This window comes from Delftia sp. WSY_22 (assembly GCF_043104185.1).
Taxonomy (GTDB): domain Bacteria; phylum Pseudomonadota; class Gammaproteobacteria; order Burkholderiales; family Burkholderiaceae_C; genus Comamonas; species Comamonas tsuruhatensis.
Genome location: NZ_JBICKN010000007.1, coordinates 651,296 through 664,742 on the forward strand (window position 1 = coordinate 651,296; position 13,447 = coordinate 664,742).

Consider the following 13,447-nt stretch of genomic DNA (forward strand, 5'->3'; position numbering starts at 1 on the left):
AACAACCGGCAGGGGCTTTTTCGTTGTATCTGCATGGCCGTACTAAGCGCGGCCAGGAGTGCATCGTGAAGCCTGTATTCATTCAAACGCCGGGCCGTCGCCTGGTTCCGGCCCTGGTCCTGGCTGCCGCTGTGGTGGCGTTGACCGGCTGCGTGGTGGCGCCTGCCTATCCCGTAGGTCCTTCGGGCGAGGTGGTCTATGCGCCCATGGCGCCGCCGCCGGTGCAGACCGAGGTCATTCCGGTCGCTCCCTCGCCGGTCCATGTCTGGATCGGAGGCTCCTGGGGCTGGGGTGGCGGCCGTTATGCCTGGCGTCCTGGTTATTGGGCGGCGCCGCCGCATCCCGGCTATGCCTGGCGCCCGCACCGCTGGGACCATGGGCCGCGCGGCTGGTACCAGCGTCCCGGCGGCTGGTATCGCCGCTGAGTCAGGTGGCGGCGGCGTCGGCGCTGCCGCTGCCACCCTGGCCGGCCTTGGCCAGCAGGAAGTCGATGCAGGTGCGCACGGCCCGCGTCTGGTGGCGGTCGGGCAGGTACAGCAGGTACATGTGGGTGCCGAAGATGCTCAGGCGGTACTCCTGCAGGGTCAGCACCACCTCGCCGCTGGCCACCTTGTCCTGCACCACGTAGTCGGGCACCAGGCCCACGCCCAGGCCCGCCAGAATGCCCTGGCGCAGGAAGGGGAAGTGCTCGGAGATCATGGTCGGCGCCAGCAGCACCTCCTGGCGGTCCGTTCCCTGGTAGGCCGACAGGCGCAGCTGGCGGCCCATCACGCCGGCCGTGATCAGCGGGCTGTTGCGCAGCTCGTAGAGCGTGGTGGGCAGGCCGTGCTGCTGCGCATACTCGCGTGAGGCGCAGGCCACGTAGTGCACATTGCCCAGGCTGCGCGCAATCACCGACAGCGGCGGCTCCTGGATCACGCGGATGGCGATGTCCACCTCGTCGCGCAAATGGTCGGCCCGGTTCTCGAACAGCACATCCAGCACGATGGCCGGATACAGCCGCTTGAACTCGATCAGCCAGTCGCTCATCACGATCTGTCCATAGCCGCTGGGCACGCTCAGCCCCACGCGCCCTGCCATCCCCTGGCCCAGCGACGTGATCGTCTCGCGCGCCGACATCATCTCGTTCTGGATCGCGCGGCCATGCTCGTACATCCGCAGCCCCACCTCGGTCGGTTCCACGCGCCGCGTGGTGCGCCGCACCAGCTGCACCCCCACCGATTTTTCCAGCTGCGTCAGGTGATAGCTCACATTGGCCCGCGTCATCTTCAGCTTGCGCGCCGCCTGGCTCAGATTGCCGCTATCGATGATTTCCACCAGCAGGGTCAGCGAGTTCAGATCCATAGGTATGTCCAGATACTTTGCTTCGCCCACAGCCTATGAAACTGGCGCGCTCCAAAGCCAGGGGCAGCGAGGAAGGGCCTACGCCGGCCGCGCCGCCCCGCACCGAGGCTGTCGTCCCCTCCCTTGCGAAGCAAGCAGAGAGGGGGAAGGCGCGCAAGCGCCTCAGGGGGTGTTCAACACTGTCAAATACGTTTTTACAGTCTGTCAATCATTCATGGGATTGTAAAGAACCATTGTCGTGGCAAGAATGGATGTTTTGAGTGGAAAACCCAAGTTCGGAGACATGCAGATGAGCGAACAAGCCCAGGCTTCCGTGGTCCAGACCCGCCTTGACGGCGCCGTGCTGGTGGTCAGCATCAACAACCCCCCCGTGAATGCCCTGGGCCAGGCCGTGCGCGCCGGCCTGCTGGCTGCCGTGGAGCAGGCCGAATCGGATGCCGCCGTCAAGGCCGTGCTCATCGTGGGTGAGGGCAAGGCCTTCATCGCCGGAGCAGACATCCGCGAATTCGGCAAGCCCGCCATGCCGCCCTCGCTGCCCGAGGTGCTCAATCGTCTCGAAGCCTCCGACAAGATCGTGGTCGCCGCCATCCATGGCCCGGCCCTGGGCGGCGGCCTGGAAGTGGCCATGTCGGCCCACTATCGCCTGGCTTTGCCGGCTGCCAAGCTCGGCCTGCCCGAAGTCAACCTGGGCCTGCTGCCCGGCGCTGGCGGCACGCAGCGCGCACCGCGCCTGATGGGCGTGAAGGCGGCCGCCGACCTCATGCTCAGCGGCAAGCACCTGTCGGCCAAGGCCGCGCTGGCTGCCGGCCTGGTGGACAAGCTGGTGGACGGCACCGACGCCACGGCCGCAGGCCTGGCCTACGCCAATGAGCTGCTGGCAACCAATACCGCGCCGCGCCGCACGCGTGACATTGAAATCGCCGACAAGGCTGCTGCCCTGGCCGAGCTCGACGCGCTGGCCGCAGAGACCGCCAAGAAGAGCCGCGGCCTGTTCTCGCCGCTGAAGATCGTGGAATGCGTGCGCGCCGCCGTGGAGCTGCCCTTCGACGAAGGCATCGCCAAGGAGCGCGCCCTGTTCGTGGAGTGCCTGAACAGCCCGCAGCGCGCCGGCCTGATCCACGCCTTCTTCGCCGAGCGCGAAACCGCCAAGATTCCCGAGGCCAAGGCTGCCGCGCCGCGCCACTTTGCCAAGATCGCCGTCATCGGCGGCGGCACCATGGGCGCCGGCATCACGGTGTCCGCGCTGGACGCGGGCCTCACCGTGACCATGATCGAGCGCGACGCCGAGTCCATCGCGCGCGGCCAGGCCAATGTGGAGAAGGTCTACAACGGCCTGATCGCCAAGGGCCGCATGACCGAGGAGGCCAAGGCCGCCGTCATGGCGCGCTACACGCCCAGCACCTCCTATGACGACATCAAGGATGTGGACCTGGTGATCGAGGCCGTGTTCGAGGACCTCGAGGTCAAGAAGGCCGTGTTCAAGGAACTGGACCGCGTCTGCAAGCCTGGCGCCGTGCTGGCCACCAACACCTCCTACCTGGACATCGACGCCATTGCCGCTGCCACCTCGCGCCCGCAGGACGTGATCGGCCTGCACTTCTTCAGCCCCGCCAACATCATGAAGCTGCTGGAGATCGTGGTGCCCGCCAAGGTGGCGCCCGATGTGGTGACCACGGCCTTCGAGCTGGCCAAGCGCATGAAGAAGGTGCCCGTGCGTGCCGGCGTCTGCGACGGCTTCATCGGCAACCGCATCCTGGCCGTCTACAAGCAGGCTGCCGACTACATCATGGAAGACGGCGCCAGCCCCTACGAGATCGACGAGGCCGTGCGCGGCTTCGGCTACCCGATGGGCCCGTTCCAGGTCACCGACCTGGCCGGCGGCGACATCGGCTGGGCCACGCGCAAGCGGCGCGCTGCCACGCGCGATCCCAAGGCCCGCTACGTCGAAGTGGCCGACCGCGTCTGCGAGCGCGGCTGGTTCGGCCAGAAGACGGGCCGTGGCTTCTACCTCTACCCGCAGGGCGCACGCGTCGGCCAGCCCGACCCCGAAGTGCTGGCCATCGTCGATGCCGAGCGCGCCAAGAAGGGCGTGACGCCGCGCCAATTCACCCCTGAGGAAATCATGCGCCGCTACATGGCCGCCATGGTCAACGAAGGCGCCAAGGTGGTGGAGGAGGGCATTGCCCTGCGCCCGCTGGACGTGGACGTGACCTTCCTGTCCGGCTACGGCTTCCCGCGCTTTCGTGGCGGCCCCATGAAGTGGGCCGACATGCAAGGTCTGGACAAGGTGCTGGCCGACATCCGCGAATTCGCCAAGGAAGACGCGCTGTTCTGGAAGCCCGCTCCCCTGCTCGAAAAGCTCGTGGCAGAAGGCCGCGATTTCGAAAGCCTGAACAAGGCAGCGTAACTGATCCCCCCCTGAGCCGCTGCGCGGCTTCCCCCTCTCTCGCTACGCGGGAGGGGGACGACACCCTCGGTGTGGGGTGGCGCGGCCGGCGTAGGCCCTTCCTCGGTGTCCCCGACTGGGCCGCGCCGGCAACAAGTAATAGAAATTCCCAAGAGACAAGCAAGGACCGACCATGCGCGAAGCCGTCATCGTTTCCACTGCCCGCACGCCCCTGACCAAGTCGCACCGCGGCGAGTTCAACGTCACGCCCGCCGCCCAGCTGGCGGCCTTCTCGGTCAAGGCCGCGGTCGAGCGCTCGGGCATCGACCCGGCCATGATCGAGGACCTGATCCTGGGCTGCGGCAACCCCGACGGCTTCCAGGGCCGCAACCTGGGCCGCCAGACCGTGCTGCGCGCCGAGCTGCCCCTGTCCATCGCGGGCACGACCATCACGCGCTTTTGCGCCTCGGGCCTGCAGTCCATCGCCATCGCGGCGGGCCGCATCGTGGCCGAGGGCGTGGACGCCATGCTGGCCGGCGGCATCGAGACCATCTCGGGCATCCGCCCCGGCAACAACCTGCCCACCGACATGGACCCCTGGCTGGTCGAGCACAAGCCCGCGCTGTACATGGCCATGATCGACACGGCCGACATCGTGGCGCGCCGCTACGGCATCAGCCGCGAGGACCAGGACGCCTTCTCGCTGCAAAGCCAGCAGCGCACGGCCGCCGCCCAGGCCGCCGACCTGTTCAAGGACGAAATCATTGCCTGCGCCACGCGCATGGCCGAGAAGAACAAGGATACGGGCGAGATTACCTACCGCGACGTGGTCGCCACCAAGGACAACTGCAACCGCGCCTCCACCACGTTGGAAGGCCTGGCCAAGCTGGAACCCGTCAAGGGCCCGGACCAGTTCATCACGGCCGGCAATGCCTCGCAGCTGTCCGATGGATCGTCGGCCTGCGTGCTGATGGAAGCCAGGCAGGCCGAGCGCCTGGGCCTGTCCCCGCTGGGCGCCTTCCGCGGCTTTGCCGTGGCCGGCTGCGAGCCTGACGAAATGGGCATCGGCCCCGTCTTCGCGGTCCCCAAGCTGCTGGCACGCCACGGCCTCAAGGTCGAGGACATCGACCTGTGGGAACTCAACGAGGCCTTCGCCTCACAGGCCCTGTACTGCCAGCGCAAGCTGGGCATTCCCAACGAGCGCCTGAACGTCAACGGCGGCGCCATCTCCATCGGCCACCCCTTCGGCATGACGGGTGCGCGCCTGGCGGGCCACATCCTGCTGGAAGGCCGGCGCCGCAAGGCCCGGGACGCGTCAGTCAAGTGGGGCGTGGTCACCATGTGCATCGCTGGTGGCATGGGCGCCGCAGGCCTGTTCGAAATTTATTGAATAAGCACCCCCTGAGCGGCTGGCGCCGCTTCCCCCTCTCTCGCTTCGCGGGAGGGGAACGACGCCCTTGCTGCGGGGCGGCCCTTGCTCGGCGTCCCTCGCTTAGGGAACGCCAATTTCAGGGCTGCAAACGGCTTACAACGCCACGGATTACTGGGGAATAGCAATGGATTTGCAATTTACGACTGAAGAACTGGCCTTCCGCGACGAGGTTCGCGGCTTCCTCAAGGACAAGCTGCCCGAGGACCTGTCGCACAAGGTCAAGAACGGCCTGCAGCTGACCAAGCAGGACATGGAGCGCTGGCACGCCATCCTCAACGAGCGCGGCTGGCTGGCCAACCACTGGCCCGAGCAGCACGGCGGCCCGGGCTGGAGCGCGGTGCAGAAATTCATCTTCGAGCATGAATGCGCACTGGCGGGCACGCCGCGCATCGTGCCCTTCGGGCTGAGCATGCTGGGCCCCGTCCTGATCAAGTACGGCAACGAGGCGCAGAAGGCCCACTGGCTGCCGCGCATCCTCAATGGCGCCGACTGGTGGTGCCAGGGCTATTCGGAGCCGGGTTCGGGTTCGGACCTGGCCTCGGTCAAGACGTCTGCCGTGCGCGATGGCGATCACTACATCGTCAACGGCCAGAAGACCTGGACCACGCTGGGCCAGCACGCCAACATGATCTTCTGCCTGGTGCGCACCAACCGCGAGGCCAAGGCGCAGCAGGGCATCAGCTTCCTGCTGGTGGACATGAACTCGCCCGGCGTGGAAGTGCGCCCCATCATCACGCTGGACGGCGAGCACGAGGTCAACGAAGTCTTCTTCACCGACGTCAGGGTGCCCGTGGAGAACCTGGTCGGCGAAGAGAACAAGGGCTGGACCTACGCCAAGTACCTGCTGACCTACGAGCGCACCAACATCGCGGGCGTGGGCTTCTCGGTGGCCGGCCTGGAAAAGCTCAAGGCCGTCGCCGGCCGCATGCTGCGCAACGGCAAGCCGCTGACGCAGGACCCGCTGTTCGCGGCCCGCCTGGCCAAGGTCGAGATCGACCTGGAGAACATGAAGACCACCAACCTGCGCGTGATCGCCGCCGTGGCCGGCGGCGGCGTGCCGGGCGCCGAAAGCTCCATGCTCAAGATCCGCGGCACCGAGATCCGCCAGGAAATCCTGTCCCTGGTGCGCCGCGCCATGGGACCCTACGCCGCGCCCTTCATCGAAGAGGCCCTGCAGGCCGGCTACGACCAGCCTGCCATCGGCGACGCGGCTGCCGCCACGGCCGCCGCCGCGTACTTCAACTACCGCAAGCTGTCGATCTTCGGCGGCTCCAACGAAATCCAGAAGAACATCATCTCCAAGATGATCTTGGGCCTGTGATCGGCAGCAAGGAAAACGGAACATGAACTTCGAACACACCGAAGACCGCCGCATGCTGGCGGACAGCCTCAACCGCTTCGTCTCCGAGCAGTACGCCATCGAGGCGCGCAACCACGTCGCCTATGGCGAGGAAGGCCACAGCCCGCTGCTGTACGGGCAGTTCGCGGACATCGGCGCCATCGGCGCGCTGTTCCCGGAAGACGCTGGCGGCTTCGGCGGCCAGGGCTTCGACATCAGCGTGGTCTTCGAATGCCTGGGCCGCGGCCTGGTGGCCGAGCCGCTGCTGGGCGCCCTGGTCGTGGGCCAGGCCCTGATCGCGGCCGGCAGCGATGCGCAAAAGGAACAGCTGGCAGCCATCATCGGCGGCACGTCCATTGCGGCCCTGGCCCATGACGAGCCCGGCAGCCACTACGAGCTCAACAACGTCGCCACCACGGCCGTGCGCAGCGGCGACGGCTGGGTGCTGAACGGCGCCAAGGGCGTGGTCGCCTTCGGCGAGAAGGCCGACCTGCTGCTGGTCTCGGCCCGCACCTCGGGCAGCCAGTACGACGAGGCTGGCATCAGCCTGTTCCTGGTCCCCGGCAATGCCGCAGGCATCCAAAAGCGCGGCTACAACCGCATCGAAGGCGGCCGCGCGGCCGAGCTGGTGCTGGACAAGGTGCAGGTCGGCGCAGACGCACTGCTGGGCGAAGAAGGCCGGGGCCTGTCCCTGCTGGAACGTGTCAGCGGCTACGCCGTGCTGGCGCTGACCGCCGAGGCCGTGGGCGCCATGGACGTGGCCAAGGACCAGACGCTGGAGTACCTGCGCACGCGCAAGCAGTTCGGCGTGCCCATCGGCAGCTTCCAGGCCCTGCAGCACCGCATGGCCGACCTGCTGCTGGAAGTGGAGCAGGCGCGCTCGGCCGTGATCAACGCGGCCGCCGCCATTGCGGACGAAGACCGCGTGGCGCGCGAGAAGGCCCTGTCGGCCGCCAAGTACAGCATCGGCCGCATCGGCACCCTGGTGGCCGAGGAAAGCATCCAGATGCATGGCGGCATCGGCATGACCTGGGAGCTGCCCCTGGCCCACTACGCCAAGCGCCTGGTCATGATCGACCACCAGTTCGGCGACGAGGACCACCATCTGTCGCGTTACATCGCACTCGGCTCGCAACACTGAGCCAAGGAAAGCCGCCATGACCGAAGCGAACCAAGTCCTGCTGACCCGCCGCGAAGGCGCCGTGCTGGTGCTGTCCAACAACAACGTGGCTGCGCGCAATGCGCTGTCGCCCGAGTTCTACGCGGCCGTCTCGGCGGCGCTCAAGAGCGCGGCGACCGACCCCACCGTGGGCGCCGTGGTGCTCACGGGCGAGGGCGGCCACTTCTGCGCGGGCGGCGACCTGCGCCAGCTGGCCAAGCGCCGCGAGCTGCCGGTGCAGGAGCGACGCGCCAAGCTCGAAGGCCTGCATGACCTGATCCGCAGCGTGCGCGACTTTCCCAAGCCCGTGATCGCCGCCGTCGAAGGCGCGGCGGCCGGCGCGGGCCTGTCGCTGGCCCTGGCCTGCGACATGCTGGTGGCGGCGAAGAACGCCGTGTTCTCGGTCGCCTACGTCAAGGTCGGCCTCACGCCCGATGGCGGCGCCACCGCTTTCCTGGCCGAGTTCGTCTCGCGCCAGGTGCTGACCGAGCTGTGCCTGACCGGCGAGCGCATCAGCGGCGAGCGCCTGCATGCCCTGGGCCCCGTCAACCGCCTGTCCGAACCGGGCCAGGCCCAGGCCGACGCCGTGGCGCTGGCCGCCCAGGTGGCCACCGGCCCCGATCAGGCCATGGCCCTGATCAAGGACCTGTGCCGCCAGGCGCCGCGCAACACGCTGGAAGAGCAGCTGGAGCTGGAGGCGCAGTACATGGTGCGCTCGCAGGAGAGCGAGGAATCGCGCGAAGGCATTGGCGCCTTCCTCGAAAAGCGCGCTGCCGACTTCACCAAGCTGCGCGGCTGAAACCGCTCAAGACCTAAAAGACTTTCCAAGGAGACAACGCACATGGCCGACAGCCACAACGATCAGAACCAGGACATCGACTTCCCGCTGGAGGGTGTGCGCGTGCTCGACCTCTCGCGCGTGTTCGCGGGGCCGCTGTGCGGCATGGTGCTGGCCGACTTCGGCGCCGAAGTGGTCAAGGTCGAGCACCCGGGCCGGGGCGACGACACGCGCGACTGGGGCCTGCGCATCGGCAAGACCGAGACCACCTACTACAACAGCATGAACCGCAACAAGCGGTCCATCACGCTGGACCTGCAGACCCCCGAGGGCGTGAAGATCGTCCACGACCTGCTGCCCCAGTTCGACGTGATCATCCACAACTTCAAGACCGGCGGCGCCGAGAAGCTGGGCCTGGGCTACGAACAGCTCAAGGCCATCAAGCCCGGCATCATCTACTGCGCCGTGGCCGGCTATGACAGCAGCGGCCCCGAGGCCAAGCGCCCCGGCTACGACCTGGTCATCCAGGGCGAGGCCGGCCTCATGGCGCTCAACGGCGAGGCCGGCACGCCGCCGCTCAAGTTCGGCGTGGCCGTGGTCGATCTCATGACCGGCATGTACGCGGCCCAGGCCATCCTGGCCGCGCTGTTCCGCCGCGAGCGCACGGGCAAGGGCCGCCTCATCGAGATGGCGCTGTACGACAGCGGCATCATGATCACCGGCTACTACGGCCTGGATGCCATGCAGCTGGGCCATGACCCCGAGCGCTACGGCAATGCCCACCCCTCCATCGTTCCCTACGGCATGTATGAGGCGGCCGACGGCCCGCTGATCATCGCCGTGGGCAACAACGCCCAGTTCGACAAGTTCTGCCGCCAGGTGGTGATGCGCCCCGACATCGTCGAGGACGAGCGTTTCTCCACCAACGTCAACCGCGCCAAGAACCGCCTGGAGCTGGGCCCCATGCTCAAGGAACTGATCCGCTCCTTCCCGCGCGATCTGCTGCTGGAGCGCCTGACGGCCGCCGGCATCCCCTGCGGCCGTGTGGCCGGCCTGCACGAGGCCCTGACCAGCGAGCGCACGCGCCGTGGCGGCCTGCTGCGTGACATGCCCCACCCCGTGGTCGGCACCACGCCCGTGTTCGCGCCGCCCTACCGCCTGGACGGCCAGCGCCTGCCCATACGCCATGCACCGCCCACGCTGGGCGAGGGCACGCGCGAGGTGCTGCACCGGCTGCTGAGCATGAGCGACGAGCAGCTGCAGCAGCTGCAGTCCAAGGGCGTGCTGACCCTGCCCGAGACCCCCGCGCAACAGGGATAAGAGGACCGACCACGCGACTGATTCCACGGGGGCCATTGATGCCCGGCTCCCGACCCGCCAGGTTTGCATGCCGCACCAAGACGGCACCCATAGACAGCAACACCCAGGAGACAAAGCCATGAGCAACCAAGTCACACGCCGCGACATTCTTCAAGGGCTGGCCGCCATCGGCGGCACCAGCCTGCTGGCCACGGGCGCCACCAGCGCCCTCGCACAGGCCGGCAAGCCGGCCGCGTGGCCCACCAAGCCCATCCGCGTGGTCGTGCCCTTCAACGCGGGCGGCGCCACCGACATCATTGCGCGCACCATCGGCGAGGCCCTGGCCAGGCGCGTGGGCCAGCCCGTGGTCATCGACAACCGCGCGGGCGCGGCCGGCATCCTGGGCACGGACGCCGTGGTCAAGGCGCCCGCCGACGGCCACACCCTGCTGGTCTCGCTCAGCACCTCCATGCTGATCAACCAGTTCCTCTACACCAAGCTGCCCTACAACCCGCAAAAGGACATCGCCCTGGTCACCCAGATCGCGGCGGCGCCCGTCACCCTGGTGGTCCATCCCTCGGTGCCGGCCAACAACATGAAGGAACTGCTGGCCTACGTGAAGGCCAACAAGGGCAAGCTCTCGTACGGCTCCTGGGGCGTGGGCTCGTATGCCCACCTGGCCGGTGCCTACATGAGCAAGACCATGGACGCCGACATGACCCACGCCGCCTACAAGGGCGAGGCGCCCATGATCCAGGAGCTGATCGGCGGCCAGCTGCAGATGTGCTTTTCCAGCGCGCTCAACACCAAGCCCTTCATCGACTCGGGCAAGCTCAAGGCCATCGGCGTCACGGGCAAGGAGCGCATGGAAATCCTGCCCAAGCTGCCCACCATCCATGAACAGGGCGTCACCGACGACGCCTACGCCATCTACGGCTGGGTGGCCATGGGCGCGCCGGCCGGCGTGCCCAAGGAGATCGTGGACCAGCTCTACGGCCACCTGCGCGAAATCGCCAAGGACCCCAAGGTGCTGGAGCGCACCGTGGGCGCAGGTTTCATGCCGCTGATGAACAGCCCGCAGGCCTTCCGCGAGAACTACCAGCGCGACATGCCGATCTGGAAGGCGCTGGTGGAAGAAGCCGGCGCGAAGCTTGATTGATTTTTCCGGCCCGCAGCAGCGGGCCGCCACCGACGACTGCTGAGACAGCTTTGAGAGGAGACTTCATGTACACGCGCAATCCCGCATCCCCGGCACGCCCCACGCGGCGCAGCGTTCTGGCCCTGGCCGCAGCCCCGCTGCTGGCCGGCCTGGCCGGCGGCGCCCTGGCCGAGACCGGCTGGCCCAGCAAGATGCTGCGGCTGGTCGTGCCCTTCCCGGCGGGCGGCCCCACCGACACGGCATCGCGCATCGTGGGCCAGAAGCTGGGCGAGCGCCTCAAGCAGACCGTGGTGGTGGAAAACCGCCCTGGCGCCTCCGGCTCCATCGCGGCCGTGCAGGTTGCCAAGAGCCCGGCCGACGGCTACACGCTGATGATGCTGGCCACGCCCACGCTGCTGGCGCCGCACCTGTACAAGAAGGCCGGCTACGACACCGTCAAGGACTTCACGCCCGTGGCCACGGTCTATGACCTGCCCATCGTCATCGTGGTCAACCCCACGCTGCTGCCCGACGTCACCGACCTCAAGAGCCTGATCGCCCACGCCAAGGCGCAGAAGGTCGCGCTCAACTACACCAGCTCGGGCGCCGGCAGCTTCGGCCACCTGAGCATGGAGCTGCTCAAGCAGATGGCCGGTTTCGACATGCAGCACGTGCCCTACAAGGGCGGCGTGCCCGCCATCACCGACACCATCGGCGGCCAGGTGCCCATCATGTATGCCGACCTCGTGGCCGCGCTGCCCCACATCCAGGCCGGCAAGCTGCGCGCCATCGCCGTGGGATCGCCCCAGCGCGTGGCCATGCTGCCCGACACCAAGACCATTGCCGAGCAGGGCATCAAGGGCTACGACGCCGTCTCCTGGGGCGGCCTGCTGGCGCCCAAGGGTAGCCCCAAGGCCGTGGTCGACCGCATCGCCAGCGAAGTGCAGCAGATCCTGGCCGACAAGGACATCCAGGACAAGCTGCTCAACGCAGGCGCCATCGCCGCCTACCAGAACCCCGCCCAGCTGGGCCAGCGCATCCAGCAGGACTACACGCGCTGGGGCCAGCTGATCCGCGACAAGGGCATTGCAGTGGAGTGACATCGACATGAAGACACGCATCACCGAACTCTTTGGCATAGAGCACCCCATCATCCAGGGGGGCATGCACCATGTGGGCCTGGCCGAACTGGCCGCCGCTGTCTCCAACGCGGGTGGCCTGGGGCTGATCACGGGCCTGACCCAGCGCACGCCCGAACTGCTGGCGCGCGAGATCGCGCGCTGCCGCGAGATGACGGACAAGCCCTTCGGCGTCAACCTGACCTTCCTGCCCTCGGTCAACCCGCCCGACTACCCGGGCTACGTCAAGGCCATCATCGAAGGCGGCGTCAAGGTCGTGGAGACGGCGGGCAACAACCCGCAGAAATGGCTGCCCGCGCTCAAGGAAGCCGGCATCAAGGTCATCCACAAGTGCACCTCGGTGCGCCATGCGCTCAAGGCCGAGGCCATCGGCTGCGACGCCATCAGCGTGGACGGCTTCGAATGCGGCGGCCATCCGGGCGAGGACGACATCCCCAATTTCATCCTGCTGCCGCGCGCGGCCGAAGAACTGAAGATTCCCTTCGTCGCCTCGGGCGGCATGGCCGACGGCCGCTCTCTGGTGGCTGCGCTGGCGCTGGGCGCCGAGGGCATCAACATGGGCACGCGCTTCATCGCCACCCAGGAAGCGCCCGTGCACGACAACGTCAAGCAGGCCATCGTCGCGGCCAGCGAGCTGGACACGCGCCTGGTCATGCGTCCGCTGCGCAACACCGAGCGCGTGCTGACCAACCCGGCCACCGAGCGCCTGCTGCAAAAGGAGCGCGAGCTTGGCGCGGCCATCACCTTTGCCGACATCGCGCCCGAGGTGGCCGGCGTCTATCCGCGCATCATGCATGACGGCGACATGGACGCAGGCGTCTGGTCCTGTGGCATGGTGGCCGGCCTGATCCACGATGTGCCCACGGTCCAGCAGCTGATCTCCGGCATCATGGACCAGGCCCATGCACTGATCAACGAGCGGTTGGCCGGCCTGGCCCGCTGACCGCCCATCTTCACAGGACTTACGCAAACAGGATGCGACAACGTGCTGCGCCCCATGGCAAGCCGCTTGCCTTGTTCCTTCTTGCGTAGGTCGTACTTCAAAAACCAGGAAAGAGCTTTCTCATGAAAATCCTTGTACCCGTCAAACGTGTCGTGGACTACAACGTGAAGGTCCGCGTGAAGTCGGACGGCACGGGCGTGGACATCGCCAACGTCAAGATGAGCATGAACCCCTTTGACGAAATCGCCGTCGAAGAAGCCGTTCGCCTCAAGGAAAAGGGCGTGGCCACCGAAGTCATCGCCGTCTCCTGCGGCGTGGCCCAGTGCCAGGAAACCCTGCGCACGGCCATGGCCATCGGTGCCGACCGCGGCATCCTGGTGGAGACCACCGAGGAGCTGCAGCCCCTGGCCGTCGCCAAGCTGCTCAAGGCCCTGGTGGACAAGGAGCAGCCCGGCCTGATCATCCTGGGCAAGCAGGCCATCGACGACGA

At 67.4% G+C, this 13,447-nt stretch carries 12 protein-coding genes; 11 read left to right on the forward strand and 1 reads right to left on the reverse strand.

Annotated elements, in window-relative coordinates; translation table 11 throughout:
* Positions 1–65 precede the first annotated feature (65 nt).
* Positions 66–425, forward strand: a complete 360-nt coding sequence (locus ACF8NF_RS08030; protein WP_151020250.1) for a YXWGXW repeat-containing protein — start codon at positions 66–68, stop codon at positions 423–425.
* A gap of 1 nt (position 426) precedes the next feature.
* On the opposite strand, the gene ACF8NF_RS08035 is transcribed toward ACF8NF_RS08030, so the two are convergent.
* Positions 427–1,344, reverse strand: coding sequence for a LysR family transcriptional regulator (locus ACF8NF_RS08035; protein ID WP_250438944.1), 918 nt, complete (start codon positions 1,342–1,344; stop codon positions 427–429).
* 289 nt (positions 1,345–1,633) lie between these two features.
* On the opposite strand from ACF8NF_RS08035, the gene ACF8NF_RS08040 reads away from it, so the two are divergent.
* The 10 genes from ACF8NF_RS08040 to ACF8NF_RS08085 form a co-directional block, all read left to right on the forward strand.
* A complete protein-coding gene (locus ACF8NF_RS08040; RefSeq protein ID WP_279493385.1) occupies positions 1,634–3,751 on the forward strand; it encodes a 3-hydroxyacyl-CoA dehydrogenase NAD-binding domain-containing protein in 2,118 nt (705 codons plus the stop codon).
* A 172-nt stretch (positions 3,752–3,923) separates the two neighbouring features.
* Positions 3,924–5,120, forward strand: coding sequence for an acetyl-CoA C-acyltransferase (locus ACF8NF_RS08045; protein ID WP_012203324.1), 1,197 nt, complete (start codon positions 3,924–3,926; stop codon positions 5,118–5,120).
* A 166-nt stretch (positions 5,121–5,286) separates the two neighbouring features.
* Positions 5,287–6,483, forward strand: a complete 1,197-nt coding sequence (locus tag ACF8NF_RS08050) for an acyl-CoA dehydrogenase family protein (protein ID WP_016450299.1) — start codon at positions 5,287–5,289, stop codon at positions 6,481–6,483.
* A gap of 22 nt (positions 6,484–6,505) precedes the next feature.
* The gene (locus ACF8NF_RS08055; protein WP_034390416.1) at positions 6,506–7,642 is read left to right on the forward strand and encodes an acyl-CoA dehydrogenase family protein; all 1,137 of its coding nucleotides are present in this window, start codon (positions 6,506–6,508) and stop codon (positions 7,640–7,642) included.
* A gap of 16 nt (positions 7,643–7,658) precedes the next feature.
* The gene (locus ACF8NF_RS08060; RefSeq protein ID WP_013804147.1) at positions 7,659–8,459 is read left to right on the forward strand and encodes an oxepin-CoA hydrolase, alternative type; all 801 of its coding nucleotides are present in this window, start codon (positions 7,659–7,661) and stop codon (positions 8,457–8,459) included.
* 42 nt (positions 8,460–8,501) lie between these two features.
* Entirely contained in the window at positions 8,502–9,758 is a 1,257-nt protein-coding gene (locus tag ACF8NF_RS08065) for a CaiB/BaiF CoA transferase family protein (RefSeq protein ID WP_392450394.1), read from the forward strand.
* A gap of 118 nt (positions 9,759–9,876) precedes the next feature.
* Positions 9,877–10,896 (forward strand): tripartite tricarboxylate transporter substrate binding protein, encoded by a 1,020-nt coding sequence (locus ACF8NF_RS08070; RefSeq protein ID WP_016450303.1) that lies wholly within the window; start codon positions 9,877–9,879, stop codon positions 10,894–10,896.
* A 65-nt stretch (positions 10,897–10,961) separates the two neighbouring features.
* Positions 10,962–11,975, forward strand: coding sequence for a tripartite tricarboxylate transporter substrate binding protein (locus ACF8NF_RS08075; protein WP_017407911.1), 1,014 nt, complete (start codon positions 10,962–10,964; stop codon positions 11,973–11,975).
* Positions 11,976–11,982: 7 nt separating this feature from the next.
* Positions 11,983–12,957, forward strand: coding sequence for a nitronate monooxygenase family protein (locus ACF8NF_RS08080; protein ID WP_013804143.1), 975 nt, complete (start codon positions 11,983–11,985; stop codon positions 12,955–12,957).
* 122 nt (positions 12,958–13,079) lie between these two features.
* Positions 13,080–13,447, forward strand: a 368-nt coding sequence (locus tag ACF8NF_RS08085) for an electron transfer flavoprotein subunit beta/FixA family protein (RefSeq protein WP_392450395.1), incomplete at its 3' end; no start/stop codon positions are given.

What these genes read in the sequence shown, in the direction of transcription:
- ACF8NF_RS08080 (WP_013804143.1), top strand. Translation starts at nt 11,983, where the DNA reads ATGAAGACACGCATCACCGAACTCTTTGGCATAGAGCACCCCATCATC.
- ACF8NF_RS08055 (WP_034390416.1), top strand. Translation starts at nt 6,506, where the DNA reads ATGAACTTCGAACACACCGAAGACCGCCGCATGCTGGCGGACAGCCTC.
- ACF8NF_RS08075 (WP_017407911.1), top strand. Translation starts at nt 10,962, where the DNA reads ATGTACACGCGCAATCCCGCATCCCCGGCACGCCCCACGCGGCGCAGC.
- ACF8NF_RS08060 (WP_013804147.1), top strand. Translation starts at nt 7,659, where the DNA reads ATGACCGAAGCGAACCAAGTCCTGCTGACCCGCCGCGAAGGCGCCGTG.
- ACF8NF_RS08070 (WP_016450303.1), top strand. Translation starts at nt 9,877, where the DNA reads ATGAGCAACCAAGTCACACGCCGCGACATTCTTCAAGGGCTGGCCGCC.
- ACF8NF_RS08040 (WP_279493385.1), top strand. Translation starts at nt 1,634, where the DNA reads ATGAGCGAACAAGCCCAGGCTTCCGTGGTCCAGACCCGCCTTGACGGC.
- ACF8NF_RS08065 (WP_392450394.1), top strand. Translation starts at nt 8,502, where the DNA reads ATGGCCGACAGCCACAACGATCAGAACCAGGACATCGACTTCCCGCTG.
- ACF8NF_RS08045 (WP_012203324.1), top strand. Translation starts at nt 3,924, where the DNA reads ATGCGCGAAGCCGTCATCGTTTCCACTGCCCGCACGCCCCTGACCAAG.
- ACF8NF_RS08050 (WP_016450299.1), top strand. Translation starts at nt 5,287, where the DNA reads ATGGATTTGCAATTTACGACTGAAGAACTGGCCTTCCGCGACGAGGTT.
- ACF8NF_RS08035 (WP_250438944.1), bottom strand. Translation starts at nt 1,344, where the DNA reads ATGGATCTGAACTCGCTGACCCTGCTGGTGGAAATCATCGATAGCGGC.